This is a genomic window from Kitasatospora sp. NBC_00240 (assembly GCF_026342405.1).
GTDB lineage: Bacteria > Actinomycetota > Actinomycetes > Streptomycetales > Streptomycetaceae > Kitasatospora.
This window is the reverse complement of sequence record NZ_JAPEMU010000001.1, coordinates 4540675-4560591: the sequence shown is the minus strand read 5'-3', so window position 1 is coordinate 4560591 and position 19917 is coordinate 4540675. Positions and strand designations below refer to the sequence as shown.

Here is a 19917-nt window from a genome sequence, read left to right as displayed (position 1 = left end):
CGAAACTCCGGAAAACGGAGCGGAAAACATCTGCTAAGCTGGAAACACGAAAGAACGAAGCGCCCGGAGAGTTCACGAGAGTGACTCGAAGGAAGTATCCGTTCCTTGAGAACTCAACAGCGTGCCAAAAGTCAACGCCAGATATGTTGACATCCCCGGCCTGGATCGTTCGATCCGGGTTGGAGATTCCTTTAGTAACAAAACACTAGCGAGGACGCAGTGCGCGGGACCGCCTAATTCCGGTGGTTGCCGTGCCGCTCAACGCGAGTGGCTCGCCGGATTACCGGCAGACATTCACGGAGAGTTTGATCCTGGCTCAGGACGAACGCTGGCGGCGTGCTTAACACATGCAAGTCGAACGGTGAAGCCCTTCGGGGTGGATCAGTGGCGAACGGGTGAGTAACACGTGGGCAATCTGCCCTGCACTCTGGGACAAGCCCTGGAAACGGGGTCTAATACCGGATATGACCTTCCTCCGCATGGGGGTTGGTGTAAAGCTCCGGCGGTGCAGGATGAGCCCGCGGCCTATCAGCTTGTTGGTGGGGTAATGGCCTACCAAGGCGACGACGGGTAGCCGGCCTGAGAGGGCGACCGGCCACACTGGGACTGAGACACGGCCCAGACTCCTACGGGAGGCAGCAGTGGGGAATATTGCACAATGGGCGAAAGCCTGATGCAGCGACGCCGCGTGAGGGATGACGGCCTTCGGGTTGTAAACCTCTTTCAGCAGGGAAGAAGCGCAAGTGACGGTACCTGCAGAAGAAGCACCGGCTAACTACGTGCCAGCAGCCGCGGTAATACGTAGGGTGCGAGCGTTGTCCGGAATTATTGGGCGTAAAGAGCTCGTAGGCGGCCTGTCGCGTCGGATGTGAAAGCCCGGGGCTTAACCCCGGGTCTGCATTCGATACGGGCAGGCTAGAGTGTGGTAGGGGAGATCGGAATTCCTGGTGTAGCGGTGAAATGCGCAGATATCAGGAGGAACACCGGTGGCGAAGGCGGATCTCTGGGCCATTACTGACGCTGAGGAGCGAAAGCGTGGGGAGCGAACAGGATTAGATACCCTGGTAGTCCACGCCGTAAACGTTGGGAACTAGGTGTTGGCGACATTCCACGTCGTCGGTGCCGCAGCTAACGCATTAAGTTCCCCGCCTGGGGAGTACGGCCGCAAGGCTAAAACTCAAAGGAATTGACGGGGGCCCGCACAAGCAGCGGAGCATGTGGCTTAATTCGACGCAACGCGAAGAACCTTACCAAGGCTTGACATATACCGGAAACGGCCAGAGATGGTCGCCCCCTTGTGGTCGGTATACAGGTGGTGCATGGTTGTCGTCAGCTCGTGTCGTGAGATGTTGGGTTAAGTCCCGCAACGAGCGCAACCCTTGTTCTGTGTTGCCAGCATGCCTTTCGGGGTGATGGGGACTCACAGGAGACTGCCGGGGTCAACTCGGAGGAAGGTGGGGACGACGTCAAATCATCATGCCCCTTATGTCTTGGGCTGCACACGTGCTACAATGGTCGGTACAAAGGGCTGCGATGCCGCGAGGCGGAGCGAATCCCAAAAAGCCGGCCTCAGTTCGGATTGGGGTCTGCAACTCGACCCCATGAAGTTGGAGTTGCTAGTAATCGCAGATCAGCATGCTGCGGTGAATACGTTCCCGGGCCTTGTACACACCGCCCGTCACGTCACGAAAGTCGGTAACACCCGAAGCCGGTGGCCTAACCCGTAAGGGGAGGAGCCGTCGAAGGTGGGACCAGCGATTGGGACGAAGTCGTAACAAGGTAGCCGTACCGGAAGGTGCGGCTGGATCACCTCCTTTCTAAGGAGCACATGGCAGCTTCGGGCGAATGTCCTGAAGTGCTAGCTCATGGGTGGAACGTTGACTATTCGGCACGGTTCGGTCTCATCGACCGCGAGTACTGCGCTTCGGCGCGTGGAAAGCATCTGGTGGGGTTGGGTCGTGTCGGGCACGTTGTTGGGTCCTGAGGGAACGGCCGTATGGTCGTTGCTTCAGTGCCGGTCCTACTTGAGGTGCGTCTGACGCGTCGATGGTGGGTGACTGGTCGTTGTTTGAGAACTGCACAGTGGACGCGAGCATCTGTGGCCAAGTTTTTAAGGGCGCACGGTGGATGCCTTGGCACCAGGAACCGATGAAGGACGTGGGAGGCCACGATAGTCCCCGGGGAGCCGTCAACCAGGCTTTGATCCGGGGGTTTCCGAATGGGGAAACCCGGCAGTCGTCATGGGCTGTCACCCATACCTGAACACATAGGGTATGTGGAGGGAACGCGGGGAAGTGAAACATCTCAGTACCCGCAGGAAGAGAAAACAACCGTGATTCCGGGAGTAGTGGCGAGCGAAACCGGATGAGGCTAAACCTGATACGTGTGATACCCGGCAGGGGTTGCGTATGAGGGGTCGTGGGAAAGTTCTTCAGTCGTCTGCCGGCGGCTGGGTGAGTCAGAAACCGTTGGTGTAGTCGAAGGACATGCGAAAGGTCCGGCGTAGAGGGTAAGACCCCCGTAGACGAAACATCAGCGGCTCACTTGAGCTTCTCCCAAGTAGCACGGAGCCCGAGAAATTCCGTGTGAATCTGGCGGGACCACCCGCTAAGCCTAAATATTCCCTGGTGACCGATAGCGGATAGTACCGTGAGGGAATGGTGAAAAGTACCGCGGGAGCGGAGTGAAATAGTACCTGAAACCGTGTGCCTACAAGCCGTGGGAGCGTCGGACAGTGGGCTTGCCTATCTGTCTCGTGACTGCGTGCCTTTTGAAGAATGAGCCTGCGAGTTTGCGGTGTGTAGCGAGGTTAACCCGTGTGGGGTAGCCGTAGCGAAAGCGAGTCCGAATAGGGCGATCGAGTTGCATGCCCAAGACCCGAAGCGGAGTGATCTAGCCATGGGCAGGTTGAAGCGGAGGTAAGACTTCGTGGAGGACCGAACCCACCAGGGTTGAAAACCTGGGGGATGACCTGTGGTTAGGGGTGAAAGGCCAATCAAACTCCGTGATAGCTGGTTCTCCCCGAAATGCATTTAGGTGCAGCGTCACGTGTTTCTTGCCGGAGGTAGAGCACTGGATAGGCGATGGGCCTCACCGGGTTACTGACCTTAGCCAAACTCCGAATGCCGGTAAGTGAGAGCGTGGCAGTGAGACTGTGGGGGATAAGCTCCATGGTCGAGAGGGAAACAGCCCAGAACACCGACTAAGGTCCCTAAGCGTGTGCTAAGTGGGAAAGGATGTGGAGTCGCAGAGACAACCAGGAGGTTGGCTTAGAAGCAGCCACCCTTGAAAGAGTGCGTAATAGCTCACTGGTCAAGTGATTCCGCGCCGACAATGTAGCGGGGCTCAAGCACACCACCGAAGTCGTGTCATTGCAGCAACAGGGCCAACGCCTGCTGTGATGGGTAGGGGAGCGTCGTGTTCCGGGTGAAGCAGCGGAGGAATCCAGTTGTGGACGGGACACGAGTGAGAATGCAGGCATGAGTAGCGATACAAGAGTGAGAAACTCTTGCGCCGATTGACCAAGGGTTCCTGGGTCAAGCTGATCTGCCCAGGGTAAGTCGGGACCTAAGGCGAGGCCGACAGGCGTAGTCGATGGACAACGGGTTGATATTCCCGTACCCGCTTTGAAGCGCCAACGTCGAACCTCTGAATGCTAAAGCCGCGAAGCCGGCCTGGAGTCTTCGGACGAAGGGACGTGGTGGAGCCGCTGACCCAACAGGGTAGTAGGTGAGCGATGGGGTGACGCAGGAAGGTAGTCCAGCCCGGGCGGTGGTTGTCCCGGGGTAAGGGTGTAGGCCGAGTGATAGGCAAATCCGTCACTCATTAAGGCTGAGACCTGATGCCGAGCCGATTGTGGTGAAGTGGATGATCCTATGCTGTCGAGAAAAGCCTCTAGCGAGTTTCATGGCGGCCCGTACCCCAAACCGACTCAGGTGGTCAGGTAGAGAATACCGAGGCGTTCGGGTGAACTATGGTTAAGGAACTCGGCAAAATGCCCCCGTAACTTCGGGAGAAGGGGGGCCGGAACTGGTGATGAGTCTTGCACTCTGAGCTGGGGCCGGCCGCAGAGACCAGCGAGAAGCGACTGTTTACTAAAAACACAGGTCCGTGCGAAGCCGTAAGGCGATGTATACGGACTGACGCCTGCCCGGTGCTGGAACGTTAAGGGGACCGGTTAGTCGAGATTCGTCTCGGCGAAGCTGAGAACTTAAGCGCCAGTAAACGGCGGTGGTAACTATAACCATCCTAAGGTAGCGAAATTCCTTGTCGGGTAAGTTCCGACCTGCACGAATGGCGTAACGACTTCTCGACTGTCTCAACCATAGGCCCGGTGAAATTGCATTACGAGTAAAGATGCTCGTTTCGCGCAGCAGGACGGAAAGACCCCGGGACCTTTACTATAGCTTGATATTGGTGTTCGGTTCGGCTTGTGTAGGATAGGTGGGAGACTTTGAAGCAGCCACGCCAGTGGTTGTGGAGTCGACGTTGAAATACCACTCTGGTCGTGCTGGATGTCTAACCTGGGTCCGTGATCCGGATCAGGGACAGTGTCTGGTGGGTAGTTTAACTGGGGCGGTTGCCTCCTAAAGAGTAACGGAGGCGCCCAAAGGTTCCCTCAGCCTGGTTGGCAATCAGGTGTTGAGTGTAAGTGCACAAGGGAGCTTGACTGTGAGACCGACGGGTCGAGCAGGTGCGAAAGCAGGGACTAGTGATCCGGCGGTGGCTTGTGGAAGCGCCGTCGCTCAACGGATAAAAGGTACCCCGGGGATAACAGGCTGATCTTCCCCAAGAGTCCATATCGACGGGATGGTTTGGCACCTCGATGTCGGCTCGTCGCATCCTGGGGCTGGAGTAGGTCCCAAGGGTTGGGCTGTTCGCCCATTAAAGCGGTACGCGAGCTGGGTTTAGAACGTCGTGAGACAGTTCGGTCCCTATCCGCTGTGCGCGTAGGAATATTGAGAAGGGCTGTCCCTAGTACGAGAGGACCGGGACGGACGAACCTCTGGTGTGCCAGTTGTCCTGCCAAGGGCATGGCTGGTTGGCTACGTTCGGGAGGGATAACCGCTGAAAGCATCTAAGCGGGAAGCCTGCTTCGAGATGAGTATTCCCACCTCCTTGAGAGGGTAAGGCTCCCAGTAGACGACTGGGTTGATAGGCCGGATGTGGAAGCCCTGTAAGGGGTGGAGCTGACCGGTACTAATAGGCCGAGGGCTTGTCCTCAGTTGCTCGCGTCCACTGTGTTGTTCTGAAACAACGACCCCACTTGCCCTGGTCACGGGTGGGTGGTGCGGTGACAGTTTCATAGTGTTTCGGTGGTCATAGCATGAGGGAAACGCCCGGTTACATTCCGAACCCGGAAGCTAAGCCTCATTGCGCCGATGGTACTGCAGGGGGGACCCTGTGGGAGAGTAGGACGCCGCCGAACAATCATTGTGGAGAAGCCCTGCCGGGTAACCGGCGGGGCTTTTCTGCGTTTCCGGGCACGATCGTTGACGTAGGGTCAGGCCATGGGTGCTGAGCAGAGCTACACACGTGCCGGGAGCGAGATCCATGCAGGGCCGGTCCCGGAGAGCAGCGGTGGGATCCAGGAGATCCTGGCCGCCGCCGCTCTGGAGGACGGGCGGGAAGCCGTCTCGGAGCAGGGCCGGCTCCGGTTGCGGTCGGGGACGGCGCGGCCCGGCGTCACTCACCTCGTACAGAGCGCGGTGGGGGACGGCCCGTCGCGCCGGGTGGGGTACGCCCAGCTGGAGGCCGGCGCCGACGCGGCGTCCGGTACCGCCGAGCTCGTGGTGCACCCGGCCGAGCGGGGCCGGGGCTTCGGCCGGCACCTGGTCGAAGCGGTGCTGGCGGAGGCCGGCGGCCCGGTGGACTTCTGGGCGCACGGCGGGCATCCCGCGGCCCGGCGGCTGGCCGACGCCTTCGGCGGCGAGCTGGTCCGCGAGCTCCGCCAGATGCGCAGGGCCGGCAAGGCCGTCGACGTGGCGCAGCTGCCGGCGGGAGTGACGCTCCGTACCTTCCGGCCCGGCGAGGACGACGAGCAGTGGCTGCGGCTGAACGCACTCGCCTTCGCCCACCACCCGGAGCAGGGCGCCTGGACGGAGCAGGATCTCGCGGACCGCTTCGCCGAGCCCTGGTTCGACCCGGCGGGCTTCTTCCTCGCCACCCGTGGTGACCGGGTGGTCGGCTTCCACTGGACGAAGGTCCACCCGCGGACGCCGGCCGGGCCCGCGCTCGGCGAGGTGTACGTGGTCGGGGTGGACCCGGCGGAGCAGGGCAGCGGCCTCGGCCGGGCGCTGACCGCGGCCGGTCTGCGGCACCTGACGGGGGACGGCCCGGGCGAGCGCGGACTGGACACCGTACTTCTCTACGTGGATGCCGACAATCCGGCGGCAGTGCGGGTATATGAACGATTGGGGTTCACCGTCCACGAGGTGGACCTGATGTACCGCGTGCGGTAGCGGGCTGACGGCGCGGGGGCACGGGGCGTGACCGGGACCGGCCCCGACCGACTCAGCTTTCCTCCTGGCCATGCGGTGTTTACCGTGGATTCAATTGCCGCCGCGAAGATCACAGGATGAAGTCCGTAGTGTCTCGTTCGCGCAGCGTCGGCCGGCGCCCCGGATCCGGCCGTCTCCCGGCCGCTCCCGGCGGGTGGTCGCTGGCGCTGTGCGAGGCCGACGGTCTGCCGGCCGAATCGGACTCTGTCCTGTTGGAGGAGCTGGAGCCCATGAGCATCCCCCGCCCCGTCTCTGTCCCGCTGCCCTCGCCGGTCCGGATGTCCACCGCCCTGGGGATGCCCCCGGAGCAGTTCTCCGCGGAGGACGAGGACTTCGAGGAACTCCCCGAGGGCCGGTTCCTCGACCGCGAGCGCAGCTGGCTGGCGTTCAACGAGCGAGTGCTGGAGCTCGCCGAGGATCCGGACATCCCGCTGCTGGAGCGGGCCAAGTTCCTGGCGATCTTCGCCAGCAACCTGGACGAGTTCTTCATGGTCCGGGTGGCCGGCCTCAAGCGCCGGATCGCCACCGGGGTGGCCACCCGGTCGGCCTCGGGCCTGCAGCCGCGCGAGGTGCTGGACCTGATCTGGAACCGCTCGCGCGAGCTCATGGCGCGCCATGCCGCCGCGTTCCAGCAGGAGGTGCTGCCGGACCTCGCGTCCGAGGGCATCGAGCTGGTCCGCTGGTCGGAGCTGGCCGAGAAGGAGCAGGCCCGGCTGCACACGCTCTTCCGGCAGAAGATCTTCCCGGTGCTGACCCCGCTGGCGGTCGACCCGGCGCACCCCTTCCCGTACATCTCGGGTCTGAGCCTCAACCTGGCCGTGGTGGTCCGCAACCCCGTCTCCGGCCACAAGCACTTCGCCAGGGTGAAGGTGCCGCAGTCGCTGTCCCGCTTCCTGGAGGCGTCGCCGCAGCGCTACGTCCCGCTGGAGGACGTGATGGGCGCGCACCTGGAGGAGCTCTTCCCGGGGATGGAGGTGCTCGCCCACCACGCCTTCCGGGTCACCCGCAACGAGGACCTGGAGGTGGAGGAGGACGACACCGAGAACATCCTCAAGGCGCTGGAGAAGGAGCTGATGCGGCGGCGCTTCGGGCCGCCGGTGCGGCTGGAGGTGGAGGAGTCGATCGACCCCTACATCCTCGACCTGCTGGTCCGCGAGCTGAACATCACCGACGCGGAGGTCTTCCCGCTGCCGGGGCCGCTGGACCTCACCGGCCTGTTCGGCATCGCCGGCCTGGACCGCCCCGAGCTGAAGTACGCGAAGTTCGTGGCCGGCACCGCCCGCGGGCTGACCGACGTCGAGTCGGCCTCCCAGCCGGACATCTTCGCCGCCATGCGCGAGCGCGACGTCCTGCTGCACCACCCGTACGACAGCTTCTCCACCTCGGTGCAGGCCTTCCTGGAGCAGGCGGCCGCCGACCCGGACGTGCTGGCGATCAAGCAGACGCTGTACCGGACCTCCGGCGACTCGCCGATCGTGGACGCCCTGATCGACGCGGCCGAGTCCGGCAAGCAGGTGCTGGTGCTGGTCGAGATCAAGGCCCGGTTCGACGAGCAGGCCAACATCAAGTGGGCCCGCAAGCTGGAGGAGGCCGGCTGCCACGTGGTCTACGGGCTGGTCGGCCTGAAGACCCACTGCAAGCTGTCGCTGGTGGTCCGCCAGGAGGGCGACACCCTGCGCCGGTACGCCCACGTGGGGACGGGCAACTACCACCCGAAGACCGCCCGGCTGTACGAGGACATCGGCCTGCTGACCTCCGACCCGCAGGTCGGGGCGGACCTCTCCGACCTGTTCAACCGGCTCTCCGGGTACTCCCGCCGGGAGTCCTACCGCCGGCTGCTGACCGCCCCGCGCGGGCTGCGGGACGGGCTGATCGCCCGGATCCACGGGGAGATCGCGCACCACCGGGCGGGCCGCCCGGCGCATGTGAAGCTCAAGGTCAACTCGATCGTCGACGAGGCCGTGATCGACGCCCTCTACCGGGCGTCGCGGGCCGGTGTCCCGGTCGACGTCTGGGTGCGCGGGATCTGCGCGATCCGGCCGGGGGTGGCGGGGCTGAGCGAGAACATCCGGGTCCGGTCCGTCCTCGGGCGGTTCCTGGAGCACTCGCGGATCTTCGTCTTCGGCAACGGCGGCGACCCCGAGGTCTGGTTCGGCAGCGCCGACATGATGCACCGCAACCTCGACCGCCGGATCGAGGCGCTGGTGCGGGTCGCCGACCCGGCGCACCGGGCCGAACTGTCCGGCCTGATCGACCTCGGTGTCTCCGACGAGACCGAGTCCTGGCACCTCGGCCCCGACGGGGCCTGGACCCGCCACTCGCACGACGCCGAGGAGAGGAGGCTCCGGCACGTGCAGGACCTGCTGATCGACTCACGTCAGCGCCGCCGGGCCTCCTCCTCGGCCCGCTGAGGCCGCCGAGCAGTCGGCCACCAGCCCCGGGGGACGGTCCCCCGGGGGGACGGGGATTCACCTACGCCATGACCGATGCGCCGATGACGGCCTCGGGGTCGTCCACCGCGACCGCCGGGGAGATCCTCTCCCGCCATCTCACCGCCCAGGCCGGTGCGTTTCTGCGCGCCCTGCCGCAGGCGGTCGGGGAGGTCGGCTCCAGACCGGGCGCCGTCCTGCACTCCTCGGCGGGCACCGCGGACCTGCTGCGGGCCGTCCGGCGGATCGGCGGTGCGCTGCACACCTTCGCGGCCTCCTTCGAGCCGGTCTGGGCCCAGGAGTCCCGGGTCGAGCTGCGCTGGCTGCTCAATCTGCTCGCCCAGGAGCCCGGTTACCTGCGGCGCTCCACCCGGCTGCTCGGCGCCCTCGACTCGCTGAGCGCCGCCGAGTCCGACGGCCCCGGCATGCTGGCCGGCCACGCCGGGGCGCCCAAGGCCCGGGCCCTGCTGGACCGCCAGCTGACCCTGGCCCGTACCCGCGCGCACTCCACCGTCCTGCAGGAGCTCCGGTCGGCCCGGCTGCACGCGCTGGCCGACCGGATGACCCTGCTGGTCGGCGATGTGCCGCTGCGGCCGCCGGCCGGCGGCGGATCGGAGGACGGCCTCCTCCCGCAGGCCGGCGCCGCCCTCGGCGCGCTCAACGCCGGCGCCGAGCTGCTGCCGCTGCACCGCTCCTCCACCCCGTACGGCGGCGACGGCCTGCGCCGGCTGGGGACCGTCCCGGCCGCCCGCGGCGTGCTGGACGCCGATGCGGTGCTGGCCGCCGACGACGCGCCCTGGCACCGGGTGCGGATCCTGGTGAAGCGGGCCCGGTACGCCCTGGAGGTGGCCGCCCGCCCGGTCCAGGCCCTGGACGAGCTGGACCGGACGCTCGGCCGCCACCAGGAGGCCTCCGACGCCGCGGTCACCGCGGCCACCGCGGCGCGGACCCCGCGGATCACCCCGGCCACGGCCTACGTCCTCGGCGTGGTGCATGCTGATCAACGACTGGAGGTCGAGGCGGCACGGTACGCGTTCGGCCTGCAGTGGCCGGACCTCACCCCCAGCCTCGCCGGCTCGGGGGTACCTCCAAGCCACCCGGCCGGAGGAGAGGTGCCCCCAGCGTCACGGATGGCATGAATGGGCAACCGCCTGAGCGGTGAGCAGGACAAGGACGACCGCGCCAAGGGGTCGGCCCGGATGAGCGCGACCGGCCGGCCGGCCGCCGGCGGGCGCGCCGGCGGCGCCGAGCGCGCCAGGGGCCGGGACGCCGCCGACGGCCGCGGCAGCGAGCTCCGCGGCTCGGGCAGCCGGGACGTCGGGAGCCGGGACGCCGGGCAGCGGCGCCGGCTGCGGGAGGCGAAGAAGCAGGGCGGTCCCGGCCGCCCCCGGACGGCATCGCCGGAGGGGACCGAGCCGGTCCGCCACCGGGCCGGACCGGCCGCCCCCGCCCCCGCCCGAGGGCGGACGATCCTGGCGGCCGGCGCGGTGCTCTGGCTGCCCGGGCGGCAGAAGAAGAAGGGCCTCGGCCGGCCCAGGATCGCGCTGATCCACCGGCCGAAGTACGACGACTGGAGCCTGCCGAAGGGCAAGCTGGACCCGGGCGAGAGCCTCGTCCAGGCGGCCCTGCGGGAGGTCGAGGAGGAGACCGGCCTGCGCTGCGTGCTCGGCGCGGAGCTGCCCGCCCAGCACTACCTGGCGCAGGGGCGGCCCAAGGAGGTCCGGTACTGGGCGGCCGTGCCCGTCGGCGGCTCCTTCACCCCCAACCGTGAGGTCGACCGGTTCGAGTGGCTGCCGGCCCGCAAGGCCAGGGCCCGGCTGACCCACGACCGGGACCGGGTCCTGGTGGACGCGCTGCTGGAGGTCCTCGGCGCCCGCCCGCTGCCGAAGGCCTGAGCGGTCGGAGCCCGCCCGGCCCCGGCCGCGGACGCCGTGCCGGCCGCCGCCGGGGTCGTGCCGGGCCCGCCCGAGGGGACCGGCGCAGGTGTGCCTGGGCCGTCCGGGTTCACCCGTCCGAGTGATCTCTCCGCGCCCTCCCCGTGACGCAACCGTTACTACCTGACGCTGTTTCCCGCCATCCGTCCGAGGTTCACCCTCCGTTCACTTACGACCGGCTGACGCGTCACCTACCCGTCCTAACTTCTGGATTACCGGAGGGCCGAACGGGCCCCGGACCACAGCAGAACCCGCGCCATCCTCAGCAGTCGGACGCCCGCCGTCCGGATGCGAGCGGCGTCGGCAATGCCACAGAAAGGGACACCCTGTGAAGCTCCAGCGGAACGGCCGCTCCAAGGCCCTCGTCGTCGGTGCCATGGCGCTCGTCAGCTCGCTGTCGCTCGCCGCCTGCGGCTCGGACGACAACACCGGCGGTGCCGGCGCCGCCGGTACCAGCGCTCCGGCTGCCGCCGCCATCGCGTGCGGCAAGGCGGGTGCCCTGGTGGCCGCGGGTTCCACCGCGCAGGGCAACGCGATCGACGTCTGGAAGACCAACTTCGGCAACGCCTGCGCCGGCTCCTCGGTCAATTACAGCGGCGGCGGCTCCGGTGCCGGTGTGCAGCAGTTCACCCAGGGCAAGGTCCAGTTCGCCGGCTCCGACTCCGCGCTGAAGCCGGCCGAGGTCGAGGCCACCAAGGCCGTCTGCACCGGTGGCCAGGGCGTCAACCTGCCGATGGTCGCGGGCCTGATCTCGATCGTCTTCAACGTCGACGGCGTCGACAAGCTGACGTTGGACGGCCCCACCACCGCGAAGATCTTCGACTCGCAGATCACCAAGTGGAACGACCCGGCCATCGCCGCCCTCAACCCGGGCGTGACCCTGCCGGCCGCCGACATCCAGGCCTTCCACCGCTCGGACGACTCGGGCACCACGGACAACCTGACCAAGTACTTCGCCAAGGCCTCGGGCGGCGCCTGGTCCTACCCGTCCAGCAAGACCTGGGCCGGCAAGGGCGGCCAGTCGGCCAGCGGCAGCGCGGGCCTCGCGGCCCAGGTGAAGCAGGTCAAGAACTCGATCAGCTACGTCGAGCTCTCCTTCGCGCAGACCAACAGCCTGAAGAGCGCCGCCATCAACACCGGCGCCAGCAAGCCGGTCGAGGCCACCGCCGACAACGCCGCCACCACCTTCGCCAAGGCGAAGATCGCCGGCACCGGCAGCGACCTGGCGCTGACCCTCGACTACGCGACCAAGGAAGAGGGCTCGTACCCGCTCGTCCTGGTCACCTACGAGATCGTCTGCGACAAGGGCAACAAGGCCGAGACCCTGGAGACCCTGAAGTCCTTCCTCACCTACGCGGCCTCCGACAACGGCCAGAAGGCCATCGGCAGCACGGGCTACGTCCCGCTGCCCAAGGAGCTCGCGGCGAAGGTCCAGGCCGTCATCCCGACCCTGGCCTGACCCTCCCACCACCGGTGAGGCGGCCCCGAAGAGCCAGGGGGGCCGGGGCCGCCCCACCGGGTACCACACGCCAGAAGCACGTCCGGGGCACCGCCGCCATGGTGCCGCCCCCGCGGGGCAGCGCCACCAGACCGGAGTAGACCAATGACTTCATCCCTCCCTGCCGATGCGCGAGGCAGGGTCCGCAGGCGCAAGAGCAGTCAGCTCGGCGACAAGATCTTCTTCAACGCCGCCCGCGGAGCGGGCATCCTGCTGCTGGTCATCATGGCCGCCATCGCGGGATTCCTGGCCTACCGCTCGGCCCTCGCCCTCAGCAAGAACGAGGGCAACTTCTTCACCACCTTCGAGTGGACGCCGGACGCCCAGAAGCCCGTCTTCGGCATCGCCGTCCTGGCCTTCGGCACCATCGTCAGCGCCGTGATCGCGATGGCGATCGCGGTGCCGGTCGCGATCGGCATCGCGCTCTTCATCTCGCACTACGCGCCGCGGAAGATCGCCCAGCCCTTCGCCTACCTGGTCGACCTGCTGGCCGCCGTGCCGAGCATCGTCTACGGCCTCTGGGGCGCCCTGTTCCTCGTCCCGCACCTGGACGGCCTGACCAGCTGGATGGACCAGTACCTCGGCTGGACGTACGTCTTCGACCAGACCCGCGCGGGCACCACGCCGCGCACCCTGTTCACCGTCGGCATCCTGCTCGCCATCATGATCCTGCCGATCATCACGGCCGTCACCCGTGAGGTCTTCCGGCAGGTCCCGCGGATGCACGAGGAGGCGGCGCTCGCGCTCGGCGCGACCCGCTGGGAGATGATCCGCACCGCCGTCCTGCCGTTCGGCCGGCCCGGCATCATCTCGGCCTCCATGCTCGGCCTCGGCCGCGCGCTGGGCGAGACCATCGCGGTGGCCGTCGTGCTCTCCTCGAACAGCGTGCTCTCGCTGCACCTGCTCGACCCGGGCGGCGGCACCTTCGCGCAGAACATCGCGCTGAAGTTCAACGAGGCCGCGCCCTTCGGCCGGGATGCGCTGATGGCCTCCGGCCTCGTCCTGTTCGTGATCACCCTGCTGGTGAACGGTGCCGCGCGGATCATCGTCGCGCGCCGCAAGGAGTACTCGGGGGCCAACGCATGAGCGCCGTGACCACCACCGCGTCGGCCGTGCCGCAGCTGCGCCGCAACCTCACCACCGCCCGGCTGCCCAAGTGGGCGCCGGCCGCCGTCGCCGCCGGCTGCATCGCCGTCGCCTGCGGGATCGGCGCCGGCTTCGGTCTGGCCAGCCACCTGCAGTGGGGCCTGATCGCGGCCGCCCTGTTCGTGATCGTCAGCTACGCGCTGTCGGCCCGGATCGAGGGCCGTCGACAGGCCAAGGACCGCCTGGCCACCTCGGTGGTCTGGGTCGCCTTCGTGGCGGCCGTCGTGCCGCTCGCCGCGCTGACCTTCTACACGGTCCAGCAGGGCCTCGCCGTGGTCGACGGGCACTTCCTCACCCACTCGATGAAGGGCGTGCTGTCCTCCGGTCCCGGCGGCGGCATCTACCACGCGCTGATCGGCACCCTGCAGCAGGTCGCCCTGGCGACCCTGATCGCCGCCCCGCTCGGTCTGCTCACCGCGGTCTACCTGGTGGAGTACGGCCGCGGCCGGCTCGCCAAGACCGTCACCTTCTTCGTCGACGTCATGACCGGCATCCCGTCCATCGTCGCCGGTCTGTTCATCCTCTCCGTCTGGATCCTGGGTCTCGGGTTCTCGTACTCCGGTTTCGCGGGCAGCCTCGCGCTGGCCATCCTGATGATGCCGGTGGTCGTGCGCTCCACCGAGGAGATGCTCAAGCTGGTCCCGAACGAGCTGCGCGAGGCTTCGTACGCGCTCGGCGTGCCCCGCTGGAAGACCATCCTGCGGATCGTCATCCCCACCGCGATCGGCGGAATCACCACCGGTGTGATGCTCGCCGTCGCGCGTATCACCGGGGAGACCGCGCCGGTGCTGATGCTGGTGTTCGGTGCCGACATCATCAACAACAACCCGTTCCAGGACCCCCAGCAGTCGCTTCCGATGTACATCTGGCAGCAGTACGCCCAGGTGAACAACGACTACGGGTACGCCCGGGCCTGGGGCGCCGCGCTGGTGCTGATCGCCTTCGTGATGGGGCTCAACCTCATCGCCCGCGGTATCGCGCGCTGGCGCTCGCCCAAGACCGGGCACTGACGGACCGACTGACGTACGAGAGAGAAGACGAACGATCATGGCCAAGCGCATCGACGTCAGCGGACTGTCCGCCTACTACGGAACCACCAAGGCCATCGAGGACATCTCGATGACCGTCGAGCCCCGCTCGGTGACGGCCTTCATCGGCCCCTCCGGCTGCGGCAAGTCCACCTTCCTGCGCACCCTGAACCGGATGCACGAGGTGATCCCCGGCGCCCGGGTCGAGGGCAAGGTGATGCTGGACGACGACAACCTCTACGGGCAGAACGTCGACCCGGTGGCCGTGCGCCGCACGGTCGGCATGGTCTTCCAGCGCCCGAACCCCTTCCCGACCATGTCGATCTACGACAACGTCGCGGCCGGGCTGAAGCTCGCCGGCGTGAAGAAGAAGTCCGTGCTGGACGACGTGGTGGAGAAGTCCCTCAAGGGCGCCAACCTGTGGAATGAGGTCCACACCCGCCTCAACAAGCCGGGCGCGGGCCTCTCCGGCGGCCAGCAGCAGCGCCTGTGCATCGCCCGCGCCATCGCGGTCGAGCCGCAGGTCCTGCTGATGGACGAGCCCTGCTCGGCCCTGGACCCGATCTCCACCCTGGCGGTCGAGGACCTGATCGGTGAGCTGAAGTCGCAGTTCACCATCGTGATCGTGACGCACAACATGCAGCAGGCCGCCCGCGTCAGCGACCGCACCGCGTTCTTCAACCTGGCCGGCGTCGGCCAGCCCGGCAAGCTGGTCGAGCTGGACGACACCCAGCGGATCTTCTCCAACCCGTCCGTGCAGGCGACCGAGGACTACATCTCCGGCCGCTTCGGCTAGCCACCACCTGTCGCGCCCTTCGGGGGGAGCGACGACAGCACGAGCTGCTTCGCGGTGCTGCATGGCGGTGCCGCCGCGGAGTAAGGGACAGGGCCCGCCCCCGAGATATGGGGGCGGGCCCTGTCGTCCTTGCGGGTCGCATCCTTCGTCCCGCGTCCTTCGTGCCGCGCGGAGCGCGGGGGAGAGCGGTGGAGCAGGGGCGTCAGCCGAAGATCAGGTTGACGATCCAGTAGACCAGGGCGGCCACCAGTGCGGCCGCCGGCATGGTGATGAACCAGCCGAGCACGATGTTCTTGGCGACACCCCAGCGCACCGCGCGGATCCGCTTGGTGGCACCCACACCCATGATCGCCGAGGTGATCACGTGGGTGGTGGAGATCGGCGCCTTGAACACGTACGAGGTGATGTACATGATCGTCGCCGCGGTGCTCTCGGCGGCGAAGCCCTGCGGCGGGTCCAGCTCGATGATCTTGCGGCCGAGTGTCCGCATGATCCGCCAGCCACCCGCGTAGGTGCCCAGCGAGAGCATCGTGGCGCAGGAGATCTTCACCCAGACCGGGATGTCCTGCGAGGACTGCTGCCCGGAGATGGTGAGGGCCAGCACCACGATGCCCATGGTCTTCTGCGCGTCCTGCAGACCGTGCGCGAGGGCCATGGCGGCGGCCGACGCGGTCTGGGCGACCCGGAAGTTGCGCTTGGCCTTGTGCGGGTTGGCCTTGCGGAAGATCCACAGGATGGCCAGCATCACCAGGTAGCCGCAGACCAGGCCGACGATCGGCGAGACGAACATCGGAATGATGATCTTGTCGACGACGCCGCTCCAGATCACCCCCGTGCCGCCGGCCAGCGCCGCGCCCACCATGCCGCCGAACAGCGCGTGCGAGGAGGAGGACGGCAGACCGAAGTACCAGGTGGTCAGGTTCCAGGTGATCGCACCGACCAGCGCGCCGAACAGGATCATCATGCCCTGGCTGCCGGTCGGGGTCTCGATGATCCCGCTGGACACCGTGTGGGCGACGCCGCTGCCGAGGAAGGCACCGGCCAGGTTCATCACCGCGGCCATCGCCAGCGCGGCCCGCGGGGTGAGCGCCCGGGTGGAGACCGAGGTGGCGATGGCGTTCGCCGAGTCGTGGAAGCCGTTGGTGTACGTGAAGAAGAAGGCCACGCCGATGACGGCGATGAGTGCTGCCATGTCCACGCTGGTCAGGACTCCTTGACCGCGATGGTCTCCACCGTGTTGGCGACATGCTCGAAGGCGTCGGCCGCCTCCTCGAGGACATCCACGACCTGCTTCAGCTTCAGCACCTCGATGGCCTCGTACTGGCCGCTGAACAGGTGCGCGAGCAGCTTGCGGTGGATCTGGTCCGCCTGGTTCTCCAGCCGGTTGACCTCGATCCAGTACTCGGTCAGGTTGGACATGCTCCGCAGGTTCGGCATCGCCTCGGCGGTCAGCTCGGCGGCCCGCGCGAGCACCTCGATCTGCTGCTCGATGCCCTTGGGGAGGGTCTGGATGTCGTAGAGGACGACCAGGTCGACCGCCTCCTCCATGAAGTCCATGATGTCGTCCAGCGACGAGGCGAGGTTGTAGATGTCCTCGCGGTCGAAGGGCGTGATGAAGGAGGAGTTCAACTGGTGGAACACCGCATGAGTGGTGTCGTCACCCGCGTGCTCGGCGGCGCGCATGCGCTCGACGATCTCCGCGCGGGCCGACACGTCTGAACCCAGCAGTTCCAGCAGGAGCTTGGATCCCACGACGAGGTTCTCCGCGGCTGCGGAGAACATGTCGTAGAAGCTCGTCTCCTTCGGGGTCAGGCTAAAACGCACGGGAAATCTCCGATGTGCGGGGTAGGGACTGAACGATGCTAGGCGCAAGCGGCCGGAACCACGCAAACGGGGTGACAGCGGGGAATCGGAACCTCCTGTTCCGGAACTGTCCGTGCACCTGAGAGGCCGGCCCGTACGCCCGTGTACGGAAGCGAGCCCCAGTCTGACGGAACCTCGCCGGTATTGCCCCCTCCGTGCACCCGGAGATCCGGGCCGCAGCCCGGACGGAGGAACACCACCGCGGCGGCGGGTGTTGGACACTGGAAGCTGACGGGATCCCAGCCTTCCGCCGTACCCCGGCCCCGGCCGGGCGGGATTCCCCGGCGGCCGGCCGGGGGAGTACCCCGGGGCAGGTTCTCCGAGGGCTGCGAGCGACCACCCAGAGCCACCATGACGAAGGCGGGCCGGATGACCACGACCGACACCCACGAGGCCGGCGCGCAGGCCGAGCCGGCCGCGCACCCGCACGCGGGCCCGCACGGCTACAGCGACCAGAAGGACGCCCACCTCAAGCGCCTGCGCCGGATCGAAGGGCAGATCCGCGGCCTGCAGCGCATGGTCGACGAGGACACCTACTGCATCGACGTGCTCACCCAGGTCTCCGCCAGCACCAAGGCCCTGCAGTCCTTCGCGCTCTCGCTGCTGGAGGAGCACCTGCGGCACTGCGTCGCGGCCGCCGCCGAGGAGGGCGGCGCGGAGCTGGAGGCCAAGGTCGCCGAGGCCACCGCCGCGATCGGCCGGCTGCTGCGCAGCTGACCGGCGGGGCGCCCTGGCGGGGGCTGCCGGGGCGCTCGGTTCAGACGTCCTCGGGGGCAGGCCCGCCGGGGCGCGGCACGGCCCCGTTCGCGCCGCCCGGAGCCTGGACCGGGGGCGTCCCGCGCAGGTGGGCGCCGGGTTGTTCGGCGCTGAGCTGTTGGGCACCGAGCTGTTGGGCACCGGACTGTTCGGCACCGGGCCGGCGGGCGTCGGGCCGGGGGACGGCCCCGGGCTGGTCAGGGCGGTCCAGCAGGACCTCGTCGATGCGCTCGGTCGGCAGGCGGTCGCCGGCCGAGGAGGTCGCAGCGATCATCAGCTCGCCGGCCAGCTCGATCTCGTCGAGGGCCGTGTGGTCATGACCGCCGTCGCGGCCGCCCGAGGTCGACACCACCTGCACCACCCCTTCAGCGCCCTGCTTGCCCCTGGGGCGCTCCCCCGGCCTTCGGCAGAGGGGACCTCCGCCCGGCCCGCAGGCCGGGGGCGCGGCAGTCACCCGCCGTCCAGCCTAGGCATTTCGGAGTCCGGCCACATGGCACGGACGGGCCATCTTGGTGCGGCCGAAACGGGTGGGCCGCTCTTCCTGTGCTGCTCCCGCACCGGGCCCGCCGGCCGCGGCCGGCCCGCCCGACGCGTCACTTCGGGGGCTCGGTCGCGTTCATCGACCAGATGTCCCCGGCGGCGGGCTCCGCGGCGTCCACCGCCTTGCCGAAGTCGCTCAGCGAGGTGGTGGAGGTGACCTTGACCTGGTCCTTGGCCTCCTTCGAACCGGCCACACCGGCGAACGAGAACACCTCGACCACCTTGTGCAGCCTGCCCTGGCCGTCCAGCCAGACCTCGTACGGCACCTCCTTGACCGTGAAGGTCTGGGCGGCCATCCGCAGGCCGTCGGCCCCGCGCCCGCCGGTGGCCTCGGCGGCCTTCGCCAGGTCGAGCGTGCCCCGGTAGTGCTTCAGGGCCACCCCACCGACCGTCTCGCTGCCGACCAGCTCGGCCTTCTGCGCGCCGCGCAGGGCCCCGGCGGCGCCGGCCGGGTCGGTGGCCCCGCTCGACACCAGGTTCCCGTCCGGCAGCTGGCGGACGTCCAGCTTCACCCACTTGCCGGCCGGCACCTTCGCCCCGCTGTTCTGCAGGTAGACGATGCCCGGCAGGACCACCTCGACGATCTTCCCGGTGGTCGCGGCCCCCGGGGGTACCGCCACCTCCAGCCGGCCGATCCGCTTGACGTAGTCGTAGCCGCCGACGCCGGTGAAGACGGCCTTCTTGTCGGCGGACTCGGTGACCAGCTCGGTGACCGCGTGCGCGGAGCCCGTCCGGCCGGTGATGTCCGCGGCGCCGCGGACGGCCGTCAGCGGATCGGCGGCCAACTGGTCGGCCGAGCTGTCCTGCCGGTGGTCCGCTGAGCCGGACCCGCCCGAGCAGGCCGCGAGGCCGGTGAGGGCGGCGGCGAGCGCCACCGCCCGGGCCGCGGACCGGACGTGCGGCAACAGCTGGCTCTGGTTCGGCATCTTCATTCTCGCGACAACCCCCTCGGGCCCGACCGCCCGGCAAGCCCCACCCCCGATGGGCAGAGCTCTTTCCGGACAAACGAGTTGAGCCCCGGAGGGTTACGCGCGAACCGGCGCACCCGGAACGTCGCGCGCCGGGGCGCGGGCGCGTTACGGTGAGCTACGTGCACAGCGAGCTGCCGGTCTCCCCCGGCACGGCCCAGATGCCCGGACACCGCGTGGAGATCACCGAGCGCGGCTCCTTCTGCTTCGCCAACTGCAGCTGCGGCTGGTCCAGGCCCGCCCGGCGCTCCCGGGACCTGGCCAGACGCGAGGCCGCGGAACACCTGGAGGAGAGCGGCGCGGGCCAGGGGGTGTGACACCCGGACCCGGGCTGGGGCGTGTGACGTCCGGACAGCTGGGGGCGGAGCCGCCCCCGAAGGCCGTGGCAGCGGCCTGCAGGCCCCTCCGGCGACGGCGCGAGCCTCGGTGGCACCCGGGCCGCGCCCGAGTTCGTGGGCG

The 19917-nt window shown here is 67.8% G+C and carries 13 protein-coding genes, 3 rRNA genes and 1 pseudogene; 13 read left to right on the top strand and 4 right to left on the bottom strand.

Features of this window, described 5'->3' with window-relative positions; all coding sequences use genetic code 11:
• Positions 1 to 293: 293 nt before the first annotated feature.
• From OG689_RS19245 to pstB, 11 genes and pseudogenes are all read left to right on the top strand, one after another.
• Positions 294 to 1817, top strand: a 16S ribosomal RNA gene (locus OG689_RS19245).
• 283 nt (positions 1818 to 2100) lie between these two features.
• A 23S ribosomal RNA gene (locus OG689_RS19240) occupies positions 2101 to 5223 on the top strand.
• Positions 5224 to 5311: 88 nt separating this feature from the next.
• Positions 5312 to 5428 (top strand): 5S ribosomal RNA (gene rrf, locus OG689_RS19235).
• Together the 16S, 23S and 5S rRNA genes form the textbook arrangement of a ribosomal RNA operon.
• A gap of 82 nt (positions 5429 to 5510) precedes the next feature.
• A complete protein-coding gene (gene mshD, locus OG689_RS19230) occupies positions 5511 to 6461 on the top strand; it encodes a mycothiol synthase (protein ID WP_266321950.1) in 951 nt (316 codons plus the stop codon).
• A 359-nt stretch (positions 6462 to 6820) separates the two neighbouring features.
• A pseudogene (locus tag OG689_RS19225) lies at positions 6821 to 8911 on the top strand (RNA degradosome polyphosphate kinase); the annotation flags it as partial.
• Positions 8912 to 8979: 68 nt separating this feature from the next.
• Positions 8980 to 10068 (top strand): CHAD domain-containing protein, encoded by a 1089-nt coding sequence (locus OG689_RS19220; RefSeq protein WP_266321948.1) that lies wholly within the window; start codon positions 8980 to 8982, stop codon positions 10066 to 10068.
• A 348-nt stretch (positions 10069 to 10416) separates the two neighbouring features.
• Entirely contained in the window at positions 10417 to 10824 is a 408-nt protein-coding gene (locus tag OG689_RS19215; RefSeq protein WP_266327271.1) for an NUDIX hydrolase, read from the top strand.
• Between the two features lie 367 nt (positions 10825 to 11191).
• Positions 11192 to 12322: a phosphate ABC transporter substrate-binding protein PstS gene (pstS, locus tag OG689_RS19210; protein ID WP_266321946.1), complete on the top strand. Its 1131-nt coding sequence runs from the start codon at positions 11192 to 11194 to the stop codon at positions 12320 to 12322.
• Between the two features lie 144 nt (positions 12323 to 12466).
• Complete coding sequence (pstC, locus tag OG689_RS19205) at positions 12467 to 13447, top strand: phosphate ABC transporter permease subunit PstC (RefSeq protein WP_266321944.1); 981 nt, start codon at positions 12467 to 12469, stop codon at positions 13445 to 13447.
• Positions 13444 to 14517 carry a phosphate ABC transporter permease PstA gene (gene pstA, locus OG689_RS19200; RefSeq protein ID WP_266321942.1) on the top strand — a complete coding sequence of 358 codons (1074 nt, stop codon included), beginning with the start codon at positions 13444 to 13446 and terminating at the stop codon, positions 14515 to 14517. Before pstC ends, pstA begins: the two co-directional genes overlap by 4 nt.
• 37 nt (positions 14518 to 14554) lie before the next feature.
• A complete protein-coding gene (gene pstB / locus OG689_RS19195; RefSeq protein ID WP_266321940.1) occupies positions 14555 to 15331 on the top strand; it encodes a phosphate ABC transporter ATP-binding protein PstB in 777 nt (258 codons plus the stop codon).
• 202 nt (positions 15332 to 15533) lie between these two features.
• Here the strand turns inward: pstB and OG689_RS19190 are convergent, their stop codons facing one another.
• On the bottom strand, positions 15534 to 16529 hold the full coding sequence (locus OG689_RS19190; RefSeq protein ID WP_266321939.1) for an inorganic phosphate transporter: 996 nt from the start codon (positions 16527 to 16529) through the stop codon (positions 15534 to 15536).
• Between the two features lie 5 nt (positions 16530 to 16534).
• Positions 16535 to 17155, bottom strand: coding sequence for a DUF47 domain-containing protein (locus OG689_RS19185; RefSeq protein WP_073926641.1), 621 nt, complete (start codon positions 17153 to 17155; stop codon positions 16535 to 16537).
• Positions 17156 to 17563: 408 nt separating this feature from the next.
• Between OG689_RS19185 and OG689_RS19180 the strand changes: the two genes are divergently transcribed.
• On the top strand, positions 17564 to 17911 hold the full coding sequence (locus tag OG689_RS19180; RefSeq protein WP_266321938.1) for a metal-sensitive transcriptional regulator: 348 nt from the start codon (positions 17564 to 17566) through the stop codon (positions 17909 to 17911).
• Positions 17912 to 17951: 40 nt separating this feature from the next.
• On the opposite strand, the gene OG689_RS19175 is transcribed toward OG689_RS19180, so the two are convergent.
• Together OG689_RS19175 and OG689_RS19170 are read right to left on the bottom strand one after the other, a co-directional pair.
• On the bottom strand, positions 17952 to 18302 hold the full coding sequence (locus OG689_RS19175; protein ID WP_266327789.1) for a hypothetical protein: 351 nt from the start codon (positions 18300 to 18302) through the stop codon (positions 17952 to 17954).
• Between the two features lie 241 nt (positions 18303 to 18543).
• A complete protein-coding gene (locus tag OG689_RS19170) occupies positions 18544 to 19416 on the bottom strand; it encodes a hypothetical protein (protein WP_266321936.1) in 873 nt (290 codons plus the stop codon).
• Between the two features lie 164 nt (positions 19417 to 19580).
• Between OG689_RS19170 and OG689_RS19165 the strand changes: the two genes are divergently transcribed.
• Positions 19581 to 19775, top strand: coding sequence for a hypothetical protein (locus OG689_RS19165; RefSeq protein ID WP_266327787.1), 195 nt, complete (start codon positions 19581 to 19583; stop codon positions 19773 to 19775).
• Positions 19776 to 19917 lie beyond the last annotated feature (142 nt).